Genomic DNA, 13,712 nt, shown 5'->3' with positions numbered 1-13,712 from the left:
GCGGGTGCCAGCCGGCACCCGGCCTTCCCTGCGCCCTCTTGGACAAGAGGGTGAAGCGACGAAGCAAAGCTCGGGCGAAACACGCCGCGAGGATGCGAAGCTGTGTCTGTAATCGTTCTAGCCGCCGAGTATCCGCTGGCAAGCGTCGACAAACACCTGGGCGCCGGTGACGATGTCGACGTCGGCGGTGTTCTCGGTCCAGTGATGACTGATGCCGCCGATCGACGGTACGAACAGCATGCCCGCGGGCATGATTGTCGCCAGCATCTGCGCGTCGTGGCCGGCGCCGCTGGGCATGCGGATGGACCGTCCGCCGGCCAGGGCCTTGCTCGCGGCTTCGATCGCGTCCTGGATGCCCGCGTTCATCATGGCCGGCGCACCGGTGCGCAGTTTGTCCACGGTGACGGTGCAGGGGCCGTTCGCGCTGACCTCGTCCGCCATGCTCCGCAGCAGTTCTTCCAGCCGTGCGACGACGGAAGGATCGTCGTCGCGGATCTGGAACAGCATTTCGGCCGCACCCGGAATGATGCTCGGTGCGCCCGGATCGAGCGTGATGCGGCCGGTGGTCCAGACCGTGCGCAGGCCGCAGCTCTCGGGGAAACGCTCGTCGATCGCGACGCAGAACTTTGCCAGCGCCAGCCCGGCATCCTTCCGTGCAGCCATGCGGGTCGTGCCGGCGTGATTCTGTTCACCGACGAAATTGATCTGGTATTGCCAGATGCCGACGATGGAGGTGACGACGCCGATCGCAAGGCGACCGCTTTCGAGCGTGTCGCCCTGCTCGATATGGGCTTCCAGATATCCGACGTGCCGGCCCGGCTCGGCGGCGATGCGTGGTCGTCCTGCGAGCCCCATGTCGGCAAGTGCGGCCCGCATGGTGCGGCCGCTGGTGCGGTCGCGTGCGGCATCGATGTCGGTCTCGGTCAATTGGCCGACATAGGAGCGCGAACCGAGAAAGTGTCCAAAGTGTCCTTCCTCGTCGCACCAGGCGGCAACCTCGACCGCGCCTTCGAGCGAGGGATCGGCATTGAGCACGCGGGCCGCTTCGAGCGCGTAGACGACCCCGAGCGGGCCGTCGAGCCAGCCGGCGTAGTTCTGGCTTTCGAGGTGCGATCCCGCGAGCAGCTTGGGTCCCGACTTTGCGCTGGTGCCAAAGACATTGCCGATGCCGTCGATCGCGGCGGAGAGGCCTGCGTCGGGCAGCTTCTGCACCAGCCAATCCAGCGAAAGCTTGTGCGGCTCGGAGAAGGTCGGCTTGTGCACGCCGGTCTTGTACGCGCCAATGGCACGGAGCGCATTGAGATCGGCGAGAACGCGCTCGCCGTTTGCGCGTGAAAAGGTGTTAGGCATGCTCGGCAACCTTCAACGCCTCGGTGCGGATCTCCTCGACCAGCCGTTCCTTCAACTGCACAAATTCGGGCGTGGTCTTGATCTTGTAGGAGCGCGGATGCGGCAGGTCCACATTGATCTCGGCCTTGATGCGGCCGGGACGCGCGCTCATGACGATGACGCGGCTGCCGAGGAAGATCGCTTCCTCGATGTCGTGGGTCACGAACAGCACGGTCTTCTGGTCGCGCTCCCAGATCCCGAGCAGCATTTCCTGCATCAGGGCTCTCGTCTGGTTGTCGAGCGCGCCGAAGGGCTCGTCGAGCAGCAGGATCTTGGGATCATTGGCGAGCGCGCGCGCGATCGCGGTGCGCTGCTGCATGCCGCCGGAGAGCTGCTTTGGCCAATGGTTCTCAAAGCCGGACAAACCGACCTGGCGGATGAAGGCATCGGCGACCTTGTTTCGCTCCACCTCGGGCACGCCGCGCTCGCGAAGGCCGAAGGCGATGTTCTCGCGCACCGTCAGCCAGGGAAACAGCGTGTAGGACTGGAACACCATGCCGCGGTCGGCGCCCGGGCCAGTCACCTCGCGTCCGTCGAGCACCACACGTCCGCCGGTCGGGCGATCGAGGCCGGCGACGATGCGAAGCAGCGTGGACTTGCCGCAGCCGGAAGGGCCGAGGATGGTGACGAAGTCGTTGTTGCCGATCACAAGGTCGGTCGGCTCCAGCGCCCTCGTTGGCGCGTTGCCGTGGCGCGCGGGAAAAGTTCGCGAGACCTGTTCGATCTTGAGGATCGTCATGCGAGCCTCCAGGGAAACAGCCACGCGTTGAACGCCTTGAACAGGAAGTCCGAGACGAGGCCGATCAGCCCGATCACGATGATGCCGAAGATGATCTGGCCGGTGTTGAGCAGCGCCTGGCTGTCGGTGATCATGTGGCCGATGCCGGAGGAGGAGCCGATCAGTTCGGCGACGATGACATAGGTCCAGGCCCAGCCCAGCACCAGCCGCAGGATCTCGGCGATCTCCGGCGCGGAAGAGGGCAACAGCACGCGGCGGATGATGCCGCGGTCGCTGGCTCCCAGCGTATAGGCCGCCTCGACCAGGTCGCGCCGCGTGGTGCCGACGGTCACCGCGATCATCAGGATGATCTGGAACACCGAGCCGATGAAGATGACGAGCAGCTTCTGCAGCTCGCCGATGCCTGCCCACAGGATCAGGAGGGGAATGAAGGCGGAGGCCGGCAAATAGCGCGCAAAGGAAACGAACGGTTCGAGGAAGGCCTCGACCGGCTTGTACGCGCCCATCAGCACGCCGAACGGCACCGCGATGATTGCGGCCAGCACGAAGCCGCCGACGACGCGCCAGATCGTCATGCCGATGTCGAACAGGAAGCCCTGTTTGATGATCAGATCGACGCCTTCCTGCACCATGGTCAGCGGGTTGGCGAGGAACACCTTCGACACATGGCCGCCGAAGGTCGCCCAGGACCAGAGGGCTACGAACACCACGAAGAACGCAAGGCCGTAAGCCACGCGCTGCCTTGACGTCACGGGATCGAGGGGACGCATCAAACTGTCTATCCGGGCGGTGAACAAGTTTGCCGGCCCCGCGGCGAGACGGGGCCGGCGGCTCCTGGGAGATTTACTTGATATAGCTGGCGTCGAAGAGATCCTCGACCTTCGGCGCGGCCTTGATGATCCCGATCTCGAGCAGGAGGTCGGCGGCCTCCTTGTTGAAGGTCAGGAAATCGCCGGCGAAGAATTTCTGGTTAGCGGCCTTGTCCTGCCAGCGCAGATATTTTGCCGAGTTGCCGAACGCCTCGCCGCTCTGCTTCACGTCGGCACCCATGATCTCGTAGGCCTTGGCCTGGTCCTTGGCGATCATGTCGAGGGCCTCGAAATAGCTGTCGGCGAGCGCCTTGGCGGCCTTCGGGTTCTCGGTGAGGAATTTCGGCGTGCAGCCGAACGTGTCCATGACCATCGGATAGTCGAGCGTGGTCGCGATGATCTTGCCCTTGTCGGGGGCGGCACGAACCGTCGACAGATACGGCTCATAGGTCATCGCGGCATCGTTCTGGCCGGAGACAAAGGCCTGTGCCGCCGCCGCCGGCTCGAGGTTCACGACAGTGACGTCCTTCACCGACAAGCCGTTCTTCTTGAGCATCCAGGCCAGCGCGAAATAGGGCGAGGTACCGGGCGCGGAAGCAGCAACCGTCTTGCCCTTCAGATCCTTGATCGCGGCAAGCTCGTTGCGCACGGCCATGCCGTCGGCGCCGTAGCTCTTGTCGAGCTGGAAGATCTGCTTGGTCGCGACGCCGTTGGCGTTCCAGGAGATCCAGGTCTCCACGGTGGTCGCCGCGCACTGGACGTCGCCGGACGCGATCGCGAGATGGCGATCCTTCTGCGGAATCTTCTTGATGGTGACGTCGAGGCCGTTCTTCTTGAAAATGCCGGCTTCCTTCGCCAGCGTCAGCGGCGCGAACCCGGTCCATCCGGAGATGCCGACGCCGACCTTGACGTCGTCGGCGAGCACGGGGGTGGAGACCGCAAGTGCAATGACTGCCGCAAATACTTTCGAACTACGCATGATTGTCGTCCTCTTGCCGATCGATGGATTGACGTCCTGTTGATCTTGGTCGGTCCTCATGGACCGTTGCCCGAAACGTTGCACGATTTGTGCCGACATCGTCCTCTCAGCCTCCCTTGAATCGGGCGACAAGGCGGTGAGAGTCACCGGGATAGAGCAGCCGCACGGCGGTGATCGTGCGTGCGCTGCGCCAGGTATAGCGGTCGATCACGAGGCAGGGCGCGCCGACGGCGATGTCGAGCGCTTCGGCCGTGCGATCGTCCGCAACGATAGCGCTGATCGTATGCTCTGCCTCTGTCCATGGAACATGGTGAAGCAGCCATGAGCCGGGTGGCTCACGCGAAAAATCTGCGGCCGCCGCATCCGGCACCGACGCGAGATCGATCAGCCTGTCCTCGACGGCGAAAGGCACGTTGTCGGCGCTGTGGCGGCAGGTGATCGCGACCACCTTGCCGGCCTTCTTGACACCGAGGCGGTCACGGTCGGCCGCAGTCGCGGCGCGGAGCTTGCGGCCGATCAGCTCGTAGCCGTAATCGCGCCCGAGCGCGGTGATCTCGGCGCGCATGTCGGCGATCTTGAGCACAGCGGACTGGTGTTGCGGCCGGCGGACGAAGGAGCCGGCACGTCGCCGCCGCTCGATCAGGTCGGCTTGCGCGAGCTCCGACAGCGCCTTGTTCACGGTCATGCGCGAGCAGCCGTAACGCGCCACCAGTTCGTGCTCGAACGGGATGCGATGCCCGGGCGGCCACTCGCCGGTCAGAATGCGCTTCTCGATATCGGCGCGGATCCGCTTGTAGAGCGTCGGCTTGTCGCCGGCATCTGTGGCGAGGCTCATGCGACGAGCCTCCGCACCGATGCGTTGAAGTGTTCGCGCGCGGCCTGGCGCAGTCTGTGCCGCCCGCCTTCGACGACCTTGTCGCCGCCGGCCCAGACGCAATCGATCGCGCCGTTGCCCCCAGCGAAGATCCAGCCGTCGATGGCGGCATCGCGCGCGCGCCCCGCCAGCGAGGGATGCGTGATGTCGAGCGTGACGATGTCGGCGCGTGCACCTGGCGTCAGACCGACTGACATCTGGGCTAGTGCCCGCGCACCGCCTGCAAGCGCATGATCGAACAGGGCGCGTCCCGTCGAGCGGCCTGCGCCGGCAGAGAGCACGTTGCGTTCACGGTGCTTGAGCCGTTGGCCATATTCGAGCTGACGCAGCTCGTCGGCGACGCCGACCAGCACATTGGAATCCGTGCCGACGCCAAAGGCACCGCCGGCACCGACGAATTCGCGCGCCGGGAAAATGCCATCACCAAGGCTTGCCTCGGTGATGGGGCAGAGGCCGGCGACCGCACCGGTCCTAGCGAAGGCGCGGACTTCCTCGTCCGTGGTGTGGGTGGCGTGAATGAGGCACCAGCGTTGATCGACGGGTGCGTGCTCCAGCAACCATTGCACCGGACGTCGTCCGGACCACGCCAGGCAATCCTCGACTTCCTTCACCTGCTCGGCGGCATGAATGTGCACCGGGCCGCCCTCCGCGAGTGGAATGATCGGTGCAAGCTCGGCCGGCGTCACCGCGCGCAAACTGTGCGGCGCGATGCCGATATTCGCGCCCGGCAGTCGTTCAATCGCCTTGCGCGAGGCAGCCATCAGTGCGGAAAATTGATCAACCGTACAGATGAAGCGGCGCTGGCCGGCATGCGGTGCTGCGCCCCCAAATGAGCCATGCGCATAAAAACTCGGCAGCAGCGTCAGCGCAATACCCGAAGCTTCGGCGGCCTGCGCGATGCGTGCGGCCATTTCGCCGATGTCGGCGTAGGGCGAGCCGTCGCGATCATGATGCAGATAATGGAATTCGCCGACGCGGGTAAAACCCTGCTCCAACATCTCGACATAAAGCAGTGTCGCGACCGCTGCGACGTCGTCAGGCGTCATCGCCAGCGCGAAGCGGTACATCGTCTCGCGCCAGGTCCAGAAGGTGTCGGTGCTATCGCCGCGCAGTTCCGCGAGACCCGCCATGCCGCGCTGGAAAGCGTGGCTGTGCAGGCTCGCAAGTCCCGGAAACGCGATGTCGTGGCGTTCATCGCCGGAGACCGGCGCCATGCCCGGCGTCACCTCGGCGATCGCGCCGGCGGTGATCACCACCTGCACGTCATTGGCCCAGCCCGAGGGCAGGAGCGCGGAGGCGAAATGCAGTCGTGTCATGTTTCCATGCCGGCTGGACAGAACCGCGACACGATTATATGTCTAGACATATAAGTCAAGCATCCCACGCGAAGGGACAGTTGCATGGCAGAACGCTTCGACCGGATCTGGCATAACGCCCGGCTCGCCACGATGCGGGCCGATGGTCCCGATCTCGGTGAGATCGAGCACGGCGTGATCGCCGCGCGCGGCGGCCGTATCGCTTATGCGGGTTCGCAGACCGATTTTCCGGCGAGCGCCGATGCAGCCGACCGGATCGATTGCGGAGGGCGCTGGATCACGCCCGGTCTCGTCGACTGTCACACCCATCTGGTCTATGGCGGTAACCGCGCCCATGAGTTCGAGCTGCGCCTGAAGGGCGCGAGCTACGAAGAGATCGCGCGCGCCGGCGGCGGTATCGTCTCGACAGTGGCCGCGACGCGCAAGGCAAGCGAGGCCGAGCTCGTAGCACACGCGCTGCCGCGGCTCGATGCGCTGATTGCCGAGGGTGCCACCACGGTCGAGATCAAGTCCGGCTACGGCTTGGACACCGAGACCGAGATGCGGCAGCTGGCCGCCGCGCGAAGCCTGGGCCGTCAGCGGCCGGTCGCGATCCGCACGTCGTTTCTCGGCGCGCATGCGCTGCCGCCAGAGGCCGATGGCGACAAGGATCGCTACATCGATCTCGTCTGCAGGGAGATGTTGCCGGCGGTCGCGAAGGCGGGCCTCGCCGATGCCGTCGATGCCTTCATGGAGGGGATCGCATTTTCCGGCGAGCAGACGGGGCGGGTGTTCGAGACGGCGAGGCGGCTCGGACTTCCGGTTAAGCTGCATGCTGACCAGCTCTCGAATCTCGGCGGGGCTGCGCTCGCCGCAAAATTCTCGGCGCTCTCGGCCGATCACCTCGAGCACACCGACGAAGCCGGTGCAGCGGCGATAGCGAAGGCCGGAACGGTGGCCGTGCTTCTGCCCGGCGCCTTCTACTTCATCCGCGAGACGCAAAAACCGCCGGTCGAGGCGTTCCGCAAGCACGGCGTTGCCATGGCGCTCGCGACCGACTGCAATCCGGGCAGCTCGCCGCTGACCTCGCTGCTGCTCGCCATGAACATGGGCGCGACGCTGTTCCGGATGAATGTGGCCGAGTGCCTTGTGGGTGTCACCCGCGAAGGCGCGCGAGCGCTCGGCGTGCTCAATGATACCGGCACGTTAGAGGCCGGCAAATGGTGCGACCTTGCGATCTGGGACATCGATCGCCCCGCCGAGCTGGTGTACCGTATCGGCTTCAATCCGCTTCACCGCCGGGTGTGGAGGGGACAGTGATGGAGGAGAGCGCAGCGATCGTCGTCAAGCCGGGAACGGTTAGCCTCGACGATCTCGCGCGCGTGCTCGAAGGCGCATCTGTCGTTCTCGATCCCTCGTTCTGGCCGCGCGTCGACGCGGCCGCGGGGATCGTTGCAAGGGCTGCGCGAGCCGACGTCCCCGTGTACGGGATCAACACCGGCTTCGGGAAGCTGGCGTCGAAGCGGATTCCACCTGACCAGACCGCGCTGCTCCAGCGCAATCTCATCGTCTCGCATTGCTGCGGCGTCGGTGCGGCGACGCCCGAGCCGATTGTCCGGCTGATGATGGCGCTGAAGATCATCTCGCTCGGGCGCGGTGCTTCCGGCGTGCGCCGCGAGGTGATCGAGCAGCTGCAGGCCATGCTGGCGCGGCGCGTCTCACCGCTGGTGCCGCAGCAGGGTTCGGTCGGTGCTTCTGGCGATCTCGCGCCGCTCGCGCATATGACCGCTGTGATGATCGGCGAAGGACAGGCGTTCGTCGACGGCAAGAGCGTATCAGGCAGCGACGCGCTCGCCGCAGCCGGCCTACCGCCACTGACGCTCGGTCCCAAGGAAGGGCTCGCGCTGATCAACGGCACGCAATTCTCCACTGCCTACGCCGTCTCCGGCGTGCTGCGCGCATTTCGCCTGGCCCGCGCCGCGCTCGTCACCGGCGCGCTGTCGGTCGATGCCGCGATGGCTTCGACGGCGCCGTTCCGCCCCGAAATCCAGGCGCTGCGCGGCCATTCGGGACAGATCGCGGCCGCGGCAACCTTGATGGCGCTGCTCGACGGCAGCGACATCCGCCTGTCGCATCTCGAAGGCGACGAGCGCGTGCAGGATCCCTATTGCCTGCGCTGTCAGCCGCAGGTCGCAGGCGCGGCGCTCGACCTGATCGTGCAGGCGGCGCGGACGCTGATCATCGAGGCCAATGCCGTCACCGACAATCCGCTCGTCCTGGTCGAGACTGGCGAGATCGTCTCTGGCGGCAATTTCCATGCCGAACCGGTGGCCTTTGCCGCGGATACCATCGCGCTGGCGCTGTCGGAGATCGGCGCGATCAGCGAGCGGCGCATCGCGACGCTGGTCGATCCCGCGCTCAATTTCGGCCTGCCGCCGTTCCTCACTCCCGATCCCGGTATCAATTCCGGCTTCATGATCGCCGAGGTGACGGCGGCCGCACTCTATGCCGAGAACAAGCAGCGCGCGGCCGCGTGCTCGATCGATTCGACGCCGACCAGCGCCAATCAGGAAGACCATGTCTCGATGGCCGCGCATGCTGCACGGCGCCTGTCTGACATGGCGGACAATCTCGCCACCATCCTGGGCATTGAGCTGCTGGTCGCCGCCCAAGGCATCACGCTGCGCGCGCCGCATGCGACCAGCGCGCCGCTCGCCGCCGTCATCGCCGCACTGCGCGAGCAGGTGCCGCAGCTCGGCGCCGACCGCTACATGGCCGGCGATCTCGCCAGGGCTGCAGCGCTGGTCGAAGCCGACGCGCTGCCGGCTGCGGCGCTCGCCGAGCTTTCAACCGACCCGTTTCCGACACTTGCCTGACGAGGTGTTCCGCATGAACCGCCGACTGGACAATGAACGCACCATCCGCGCGCCCCGCGGCAGCGAAATCAGCGCCAAGAGCTGGTTGACGGAAGCTCCCTTGCGCATGCTCATGAACAATCTCGATCCCGACGTTGCAGAACGTCCGAGCGAGCTCGTCGTCTATGGCGGCATCGGCCGCGCCGCGCGCGACTGGGAGAGCTTTGACCGGATCGTTGCTTCGCTGCGCGAGCTCGAGGACGACCAGACGCTGCTGGTCCAGTCCGGCAAGCCGGTCGGCGTTTTCCGGACCCACGCCGATGCACCGCGTGTCCTGATCGCGAATTCGAACATCGTGCCGCACTGGGCGACGCTCGATCATTTCAACGAGCTCGATCGCAAGGGCCTGATGATGTACGGCCAGATGACGGCGGGTTCCTGGATCTATATCGGCAGCCAGGGCATCGTGCAGGGCACCTACGAAACCTTCGTTGAAGTTGGCCGCCGCCACTATGGCGGCAGCCTCGCCGGCAAATGGATTTTGACGGCCGGTCTCGGCGGCATGGGCGGCGCGCAGCCGCTGGCTGCGACCATGGCCGGGGCCTCGATGCTGGCGGTCGAATGCCAGCCGAGCCGCATCGAGATGCGTCTGCGCACCGGGTATCTCGATCGCCAGGCCGCAACGCTGGACGAGGCGCTTGCGATCATGGCCGACGCAGCGAAGACGAAGAAGGCGGTCTCGGTCGGCCTGCTCGGCAATGCCGCGGAGATTTTTCCCGAGCTGGTCCGCTGTGGCGTCAGGCCCGACATCGTCACCGATCAGACCAGCGCGCACGATCCGATCAACGGCTATTTGCCGAAGGGCTGGACGCTCGCCGAGTGGGAAGCCAAGCGCGCTGCCGACCCCAAGGCCGTGGAGCGCGCCTCGAAGACCTCGATGGTTGAGCACGTCCAGGCCATGCTGGATTTCCATGCACTGGGCATTCCGACCCTCGACTATGGCAACAATATTCGCCAGATGGCGCAGGACATGGGCCTGAAGAATGCCTTCGATTTTCCCGGCTTCGTTCCCGCCTATATCCGTCCCTTGTTCTGCCGCGGCGTCGGGCCGTTCCGCTGGGCCGCGCTGTCGGGCGATCCCGAGGACATCTTCAAGACCGACGCCAAGGTCAAGGAGCTGATGCCTGACGACAAGCATCTGCACAATTGGCTCGACATGGCCAGGGAGCGCATCAAGTTCCAGGGCCTGCCGGCGCGGATCTGCTGGGTCGGGCTCGGCGATCGCGATCGCCTGGGCCTTGCCTTCAATGAGATGGTGGCGCGCGGCGAATTGAAGGCACCCATCGTGATTGGCCGCGATCATCTCGACAGCGGTTCAGTGGCGAGCCCCAACCGCGAAACCGAAGCGATGAAGGACGGGTCGGACGCTGTGTCCGACTGGCCCTTGCTCAACGCCCTGCTCAATTGCGCCAGCGGCGCGACCTGGGTGTCGCTGCATCACGGTGGCGGCGTCGGCATCGGCTATTCCCAGCATGCCGGCATGGTGATCGTCGCCGACGGTACGCCGGAAGCGGCGAAGCGGATCGCGCGCGTGCTCTGGAACGACCCTGCCAGCGGCGTCATGCGCCACGCCGACGCGGGCTACGACACCGCGATCGGCTGCGCCCGCGACAAAGGGCTCGACCTGCCGAGCCTGCGCTAGGCGCGACTTAGGCCACGACCCTGGCTTCGGCGCTGCCGAGGCGCTGGCGTTCCTTTGCGAGATACTCGTCGATCGCGTCGCCGTGCATGGGCTTTGCGAAGTAGTAGCCCTGGATGAAGTCGCATCCCAGCCGGCCTGGAGTAACCGTGCCTGCCCGTTTTGAGCATGGCGGCCATAGCCGCAACGCGGCCGGCTGAGGTTTGACCGCGCACAGTCGGCTCGTCATACTTTGCGCCAAGGCGAGCCAGAAAGACTCGTCGGTATCGGGAGCTGAAATGACCAAATCATTCTCCGTCCTTGCGGGGACGCTGATTTCCGTCGTCTCCTTCACTTCGATTGCCTTCTCGCAGCCGGCCTGCGTCACCCAGAACATGGCCGTGCCGCCTGGGGCCAACACCACCGACAAGGCGGGCCCGTTCTTCATTGATACGACGGGTCTTGACTTCAAGACGGCGCCTCCGACGCGCGATCCATCCAATCCCAATTATCCACGCGCCACAGAGCTTCCTGACGGAACGCTGCCGCCACCGGGTGCCGAGGGCAATTTCATCATCGGTCCCACCCACAATCCTGCGCCGGAGACGATCGCGAAGGAGGGCGTGCCGCGTGGGACGACAAAGTCCTTCACGCTGTCGTCGAAGGAGAGCACCATCTACAATCCTGGCCTGATCCGCGATGACGCCGCCGGCTGCACCAATTCCTCGATCATGACGACCGTCACGGCGCCGGACGACAAGTCGCACATGATCGTCACCACCAGCCATCCCGGCGTCTGGTCGCGCACCATCGACGTCTATGTGCCGGCGCAATATGTGCGCGGCAGCGAGGCGCCGTTCATCGTGGTCGGCGACGGCGGCTCCAACGCCTACAAGGACCTCGCCGTCACGCTCGACAATCTGATTGCGCAGCGCCGCGTGCCGCCGATGATCGCGATTCAGATCGGCAATGGCGGGCAGGACGCACAGGGCAGTCAGCGTGGCCGCGAATATGACGCGGTGTCAGGTGCCTACGCGCAGTTCGTCGAGCGTGAAGTGCTGCCGCTGGTCGAAAAGAACGCCGATGTCAAGCTGACCAGAAATCCCGACGGGCGTGCGACCATGGGGCTGAGTTCGAGCGGTGTGGCAGCCTTCACCATGGCGTGGTTCTATCCGGATCTCTATCACCGCGTGCTGGCGTTCTCGCCGACCATGGTCAACCAGCAATGGCCGCATGACCCGTCGCTGCGCGGCGGTGCCTGGGAGTATCACAGCGCATGGACGGGGCCGGCCACACCCAATCTCATCTCCAAGGCGGGCGTGCTCACGCCGGCCGAGCCGCCCGGCCTGCCGCTGATCGTCGCTGCGCCGACCAAGCCGATCCGGTTCTGGTTCTTCGGCGGCGACCAGGACCTGTTCTATCCGAACCCCACTATTCCCGACGGCATGCACGACTGGACCCTCTCCAACGCGCTGATGGCCAAGGTGCTGGCGGAGAAGGGCTACCACTATCAGTTTCTGTTCGTACGCAACGCCAAGCACGTCGACCGTCCCACGATCGCGCAGACGCTGCCGTCGGCGCTGGAGTGGGTCTGGAAGGGCTATCCTATCCCCTGAGCGAAAGTGGCCTAGCGCCCGATTGTCACGCCGGCGGTCGAGCGCATGGCGTCCTTGAGGCTCGTGGCGTTCTTGTCGTCGAGGACCTCTCGCGTCAGCACGGTGGTCTGGCCGGGCGTGTTGAGGATCGTCTCTCCGCGCGAAGAGGAGAGGCGGTCGGCCTTGTAGGATGAGGCCTGATCGGTCGTGGGCGCATGGCGTTTACTGGATGCGGCGAAGGCTCCTTGCGAGACGCAGAGGGCGGCAATCACGACCAGTCGCAAAGATTTTGCGCGCATGCGATCTCCCAAATTCAGGGCGTTAGCCTAGCATGGGCTGGTCGTCGCTGGAATAAAGGGTCAGGCGAGAGCGGCTTGGCGTTTCCGCGTTAATTCGCGGACCGGATCGAGTTTCCCCGGCTCGGCGAGCGGCGTAAAACTGCGCTGGCTTGCATGTGCGGGGGCTTCGACAATCACGCCTTCGCAGACGATCTGTCCGCCGAGCATCCGGAATTCCAGCTTGTCGTAGCGCGGCATCGTCTCGCCGGGCGCGGGCGGCAGCAGCCCGACGCTGCCCTGGATGTTCAGCGTGGCATCACCGACGCCGTGGAGGCGCGGATTCCACATCCTGATCCCGGTCTCCGCCCAGCGCTGCCGGATCAGCGCGCCGCGGTCGGCGGGCTCTGCGGCTCTCGCGCGAGCTTTCCGTGCATACGGGATCTCCGGAGCCGGAGACACGAGGGCCGGAGCCGGCTCGATAGTTGTGACGACGCCGAGGGTCTCGGTGGAGTCTTCGGCGGCGCCGGGGGAGGGATCGCTCTCGATGCTATCCTCAGGGACATGCTCCCGCGAGATATCGCGATCGGCGAACGCGACACACATGTCGTCCAGAGTCGAGAAAGTATCCACGTCGACGACCAGAGCGATAGCGTCAACCGGAGCGACCTCGACATCGACAGAAGAGGCCTTCTCCGCGACGACGGGCTCAACGTCGTCCGCGAGTTCGGAAGTTGGATCGCTGTTGATGATGGGTTCGGGGACGTCAACCGGCTCGCGCTCGACGTCGATGGTCGCAACCGAAGCTTCCACGACGATCGGCTCGACTTCCGTCGGCGTCTCTTGGGATGAATCGTCGCTGCCGCTGACATCGGCTAGCGTTTCCGACGGGCTCTCCGCGATGACAGGGCTGGAGGCGTCGTCTTCGACGGCTGAAGCCGCGACGGCGGCGTCGCAGTGCGACGGATCCGCGCTGATGCTGGTGTCGAGAGCCGGAGCCGTGTCTGCAATTTCGGCAACAATGCCGGGTGAGGCGTCTGCCGTCTCAGGCGCGACGTCGATGCTGCCGCCATGCGGCGCGGGCCGAAGCCGCGCGAACGCCCATTTCACCGCGGGAATGCGGCGCAGCAACGATATCAGTCTCGAAAGCACTGGGAGTTGTCCAAGAGGTACTCGGCTTGAGGCCATCGCTGATTCGCCAGCAATGTAAAAATCCCCGGCTGT

The 13,712-nt window shown here is 65.3% G+C and carries 13 protein-coding genes; 4 read left to right on the top strand and 9 right to left on the bottom strand.

Annotated elements, in window-relative coordinates:
* Positions 1-117: 117 nt before the first annotated feature.
* From AC0L23_RS28335 to AC0L23_RS28310, 6 genes are all read right to left on the bottom strand, one after another.
* On the bottom strand, positions 118-1,350 hold the full coding sequence (locus tag AC0L23_RS28335) for a Zn-dependent hydrolase (protein WP_085350549.1): 1,233 nt from the start codon (positions 1,348-1,350) through the stop codon (positions 118-120).
* A complete protein-coding gene (locus tag AC0L23_RS28330) occupies positions 1,343-2,128 on the bottom strand; it encodes an ABC transporter ATP-binding protein (RefSeq protein ID WP_018460330.1) in 786 nt (261 codons plus the stop codon). The genes AC0L23_RS28335 and AC0L23_RS28330 overlap by 8 nt, the downstream gene beginning before the upstream one ends.
* Positions 2,125-2,898 (bottom strand): ABC transporter permease, encoded by a 774-nt coding sequence (locus AC0L23_RS28325; RefSeq protein WP_007601313.1) that lies wholly within the window; start codon positions 2,896-2,898, stop codon positions 2,125-2,127. The genes AC0L23_RS28330 and AC0L23_RS28325 overlap by 4 nt, the downstream gene beginning before the upstream one ends.
* 73 nt (positions 2,899-2,971) lie before the next feature.
* The gene (locus AC0L23_RS28320) at positions 2,972-3,916 is read right to left on the bottom strand and encodes an ABC transporter substrate-binding protein (protein ID WP_026234003.1); all 945 of its coding nucleotides are present in this window, start codon (positions 3,914-3,916) and stop codon (positions 2,972-2,974) included.
* Positions 3,917-4,022: 106 nt separating this feature from the next.
* Positions 4,023-4,751 (bottom strand): histidine utilization repressor, encoded by a 729-nt coding sequence (hutC, locus tag AC0L23_RS28315; protein ID WP_085350550.1) that lies wholly within the window; start codon positions 4,749-4,751, stop codon positions 4,023-4,025.
* Positions 4,748-6,106, bottom strand: coding sequence for a formimidoylglutamate deiminase (locus AC0L23_RS28310; RefSeq protein ID WP_018460327.1), 1,359 nt, complete (start codon positions 6,104-6,106; stop codon positions 4,748-4,750). The genes hutC and AC0L23_RS28310 overlap by 4 nt, the downstream gene beginning before the upstream one ends.
* Before the next feature lie 84 nt (positions 6,107-6,190).
* On the opposite strand from AC0L23_RS28310, the gene hutI reads away from it, so the two are divergent.
* The 3 genes from hutI to hutU are packed head-to-tail and all read left to right on the top strand — an operon-like array spanning position 6,191 to position 10,642.
* Complete coding sequence (gene hutI / locus AC0L23_RS28305; protein ID WP_018460326.1) at positions 6,191-7,405, top strand: imidazolonepropionase; 1,215 nt, start codon at positions 6,191-6,193, stop codon at positions 7,403-7,405.
* A complete protein-coding gene (gene hutH, locus AC0L23_RS28300) occupies positions 7,405-8,961 on the top strand; it encodes a histidine ammonia-lyase (protein ID WP_377791677.1) in 1,557 nt (518 codons plus the stop codon). The genes hutI and hutH overlap by 1 nt, the downstream gene beginning before the upstream one ends.
* A 13-nt stretch (positions 8,962-8,974) precedes the next feature.
* Positions 8,975-10,642: a urocanate hydratase gene (gene hutU / locus AC0L23_RS28295; RefSeq protein WP_085350669.1), complete on the top strand. Its 1,668-nt coding sequence runs from the start codon at positions 8,975-8,977 to the stop codon at positions 10,640-10,642.
* Positions 10,643-10,649: 7 nt separating this feature from the next.
* Here hutU and AC0L23_RS28290 read toward each other — a convergent pair whose 3' ends face one another.
* Positions 10,650-10,868: a hypothetical protein gene (locus AC0L23_RS28290; protein WP_143273219.1), complete on the bottom strand. Its 219-nt coding sequence runs from the start codon at positions 10,866-10,868 to the stop codon at positions 10,650-10,652.
* Between the two features lie 49 nt (positions 10,869-10,917).
* On the opposite strand from AC0L23_RS28290, the gene AC0L23_RS28285 reads away from it, so the two are divergent.
* On the top strand, positions 10,918-12,234 hold the full coding sequence (locus AC0L23_RS28285; protein WP_085384854.1) for an alpha/beta hydrolase: 1,317 nt from the start codon (positions 10,918-10,920) through the stop codon (positions 12,232-12,234).
* Positions 12,235-12,245: 11 nt separating this feature from the next.
* Here the strand turns inward: AC0L23_RS28285 and AC0L23_RS28280 are convergent, their stop codons facing one another.
* Together AC0L23_RS28280 and AC0L23_RS28275 are read right to left on the bottom strand one after the other, a co-directional pair.
* Positions 12,246-12,512 carry a TonB-dependent receptor plug domain-containing protein gene (locus AC0L23_RS28280; RefSeq protein WP_198957639.1) on the bottom strand — a complete coding sequence of 89 codons (267 nt, stop codon included), beginning with the start codon at positions 12,510-12,512 and terminating at the stop codon, positions 12,246-12,248.
* Between the two features lie 60 nt (positions 12,513-12,572).
* Positions 12,573-13,640 carry a hypothetical protein gene (locus tag AC0L23_RS28275; protein WP_377791848.1) on the bottom strand — a complete coding sequence of 356 codons (1,068 nt, stop codon included), beginning with the start codon at positions 13,638-13,640 and terminating at the stop codon, positions 12,573-12,575.
* Positions 13,641-13,712: the final 72 nt, after the last annotated feature.

It is taken from the genome of Bradyrhizobium sp. MI1.4 (assembly GCF_055811315.1).
Note: the sequence above shows the minus strand (reverse complement) of the source record. Positions and strands in the feature narration are given on the sequence as shown.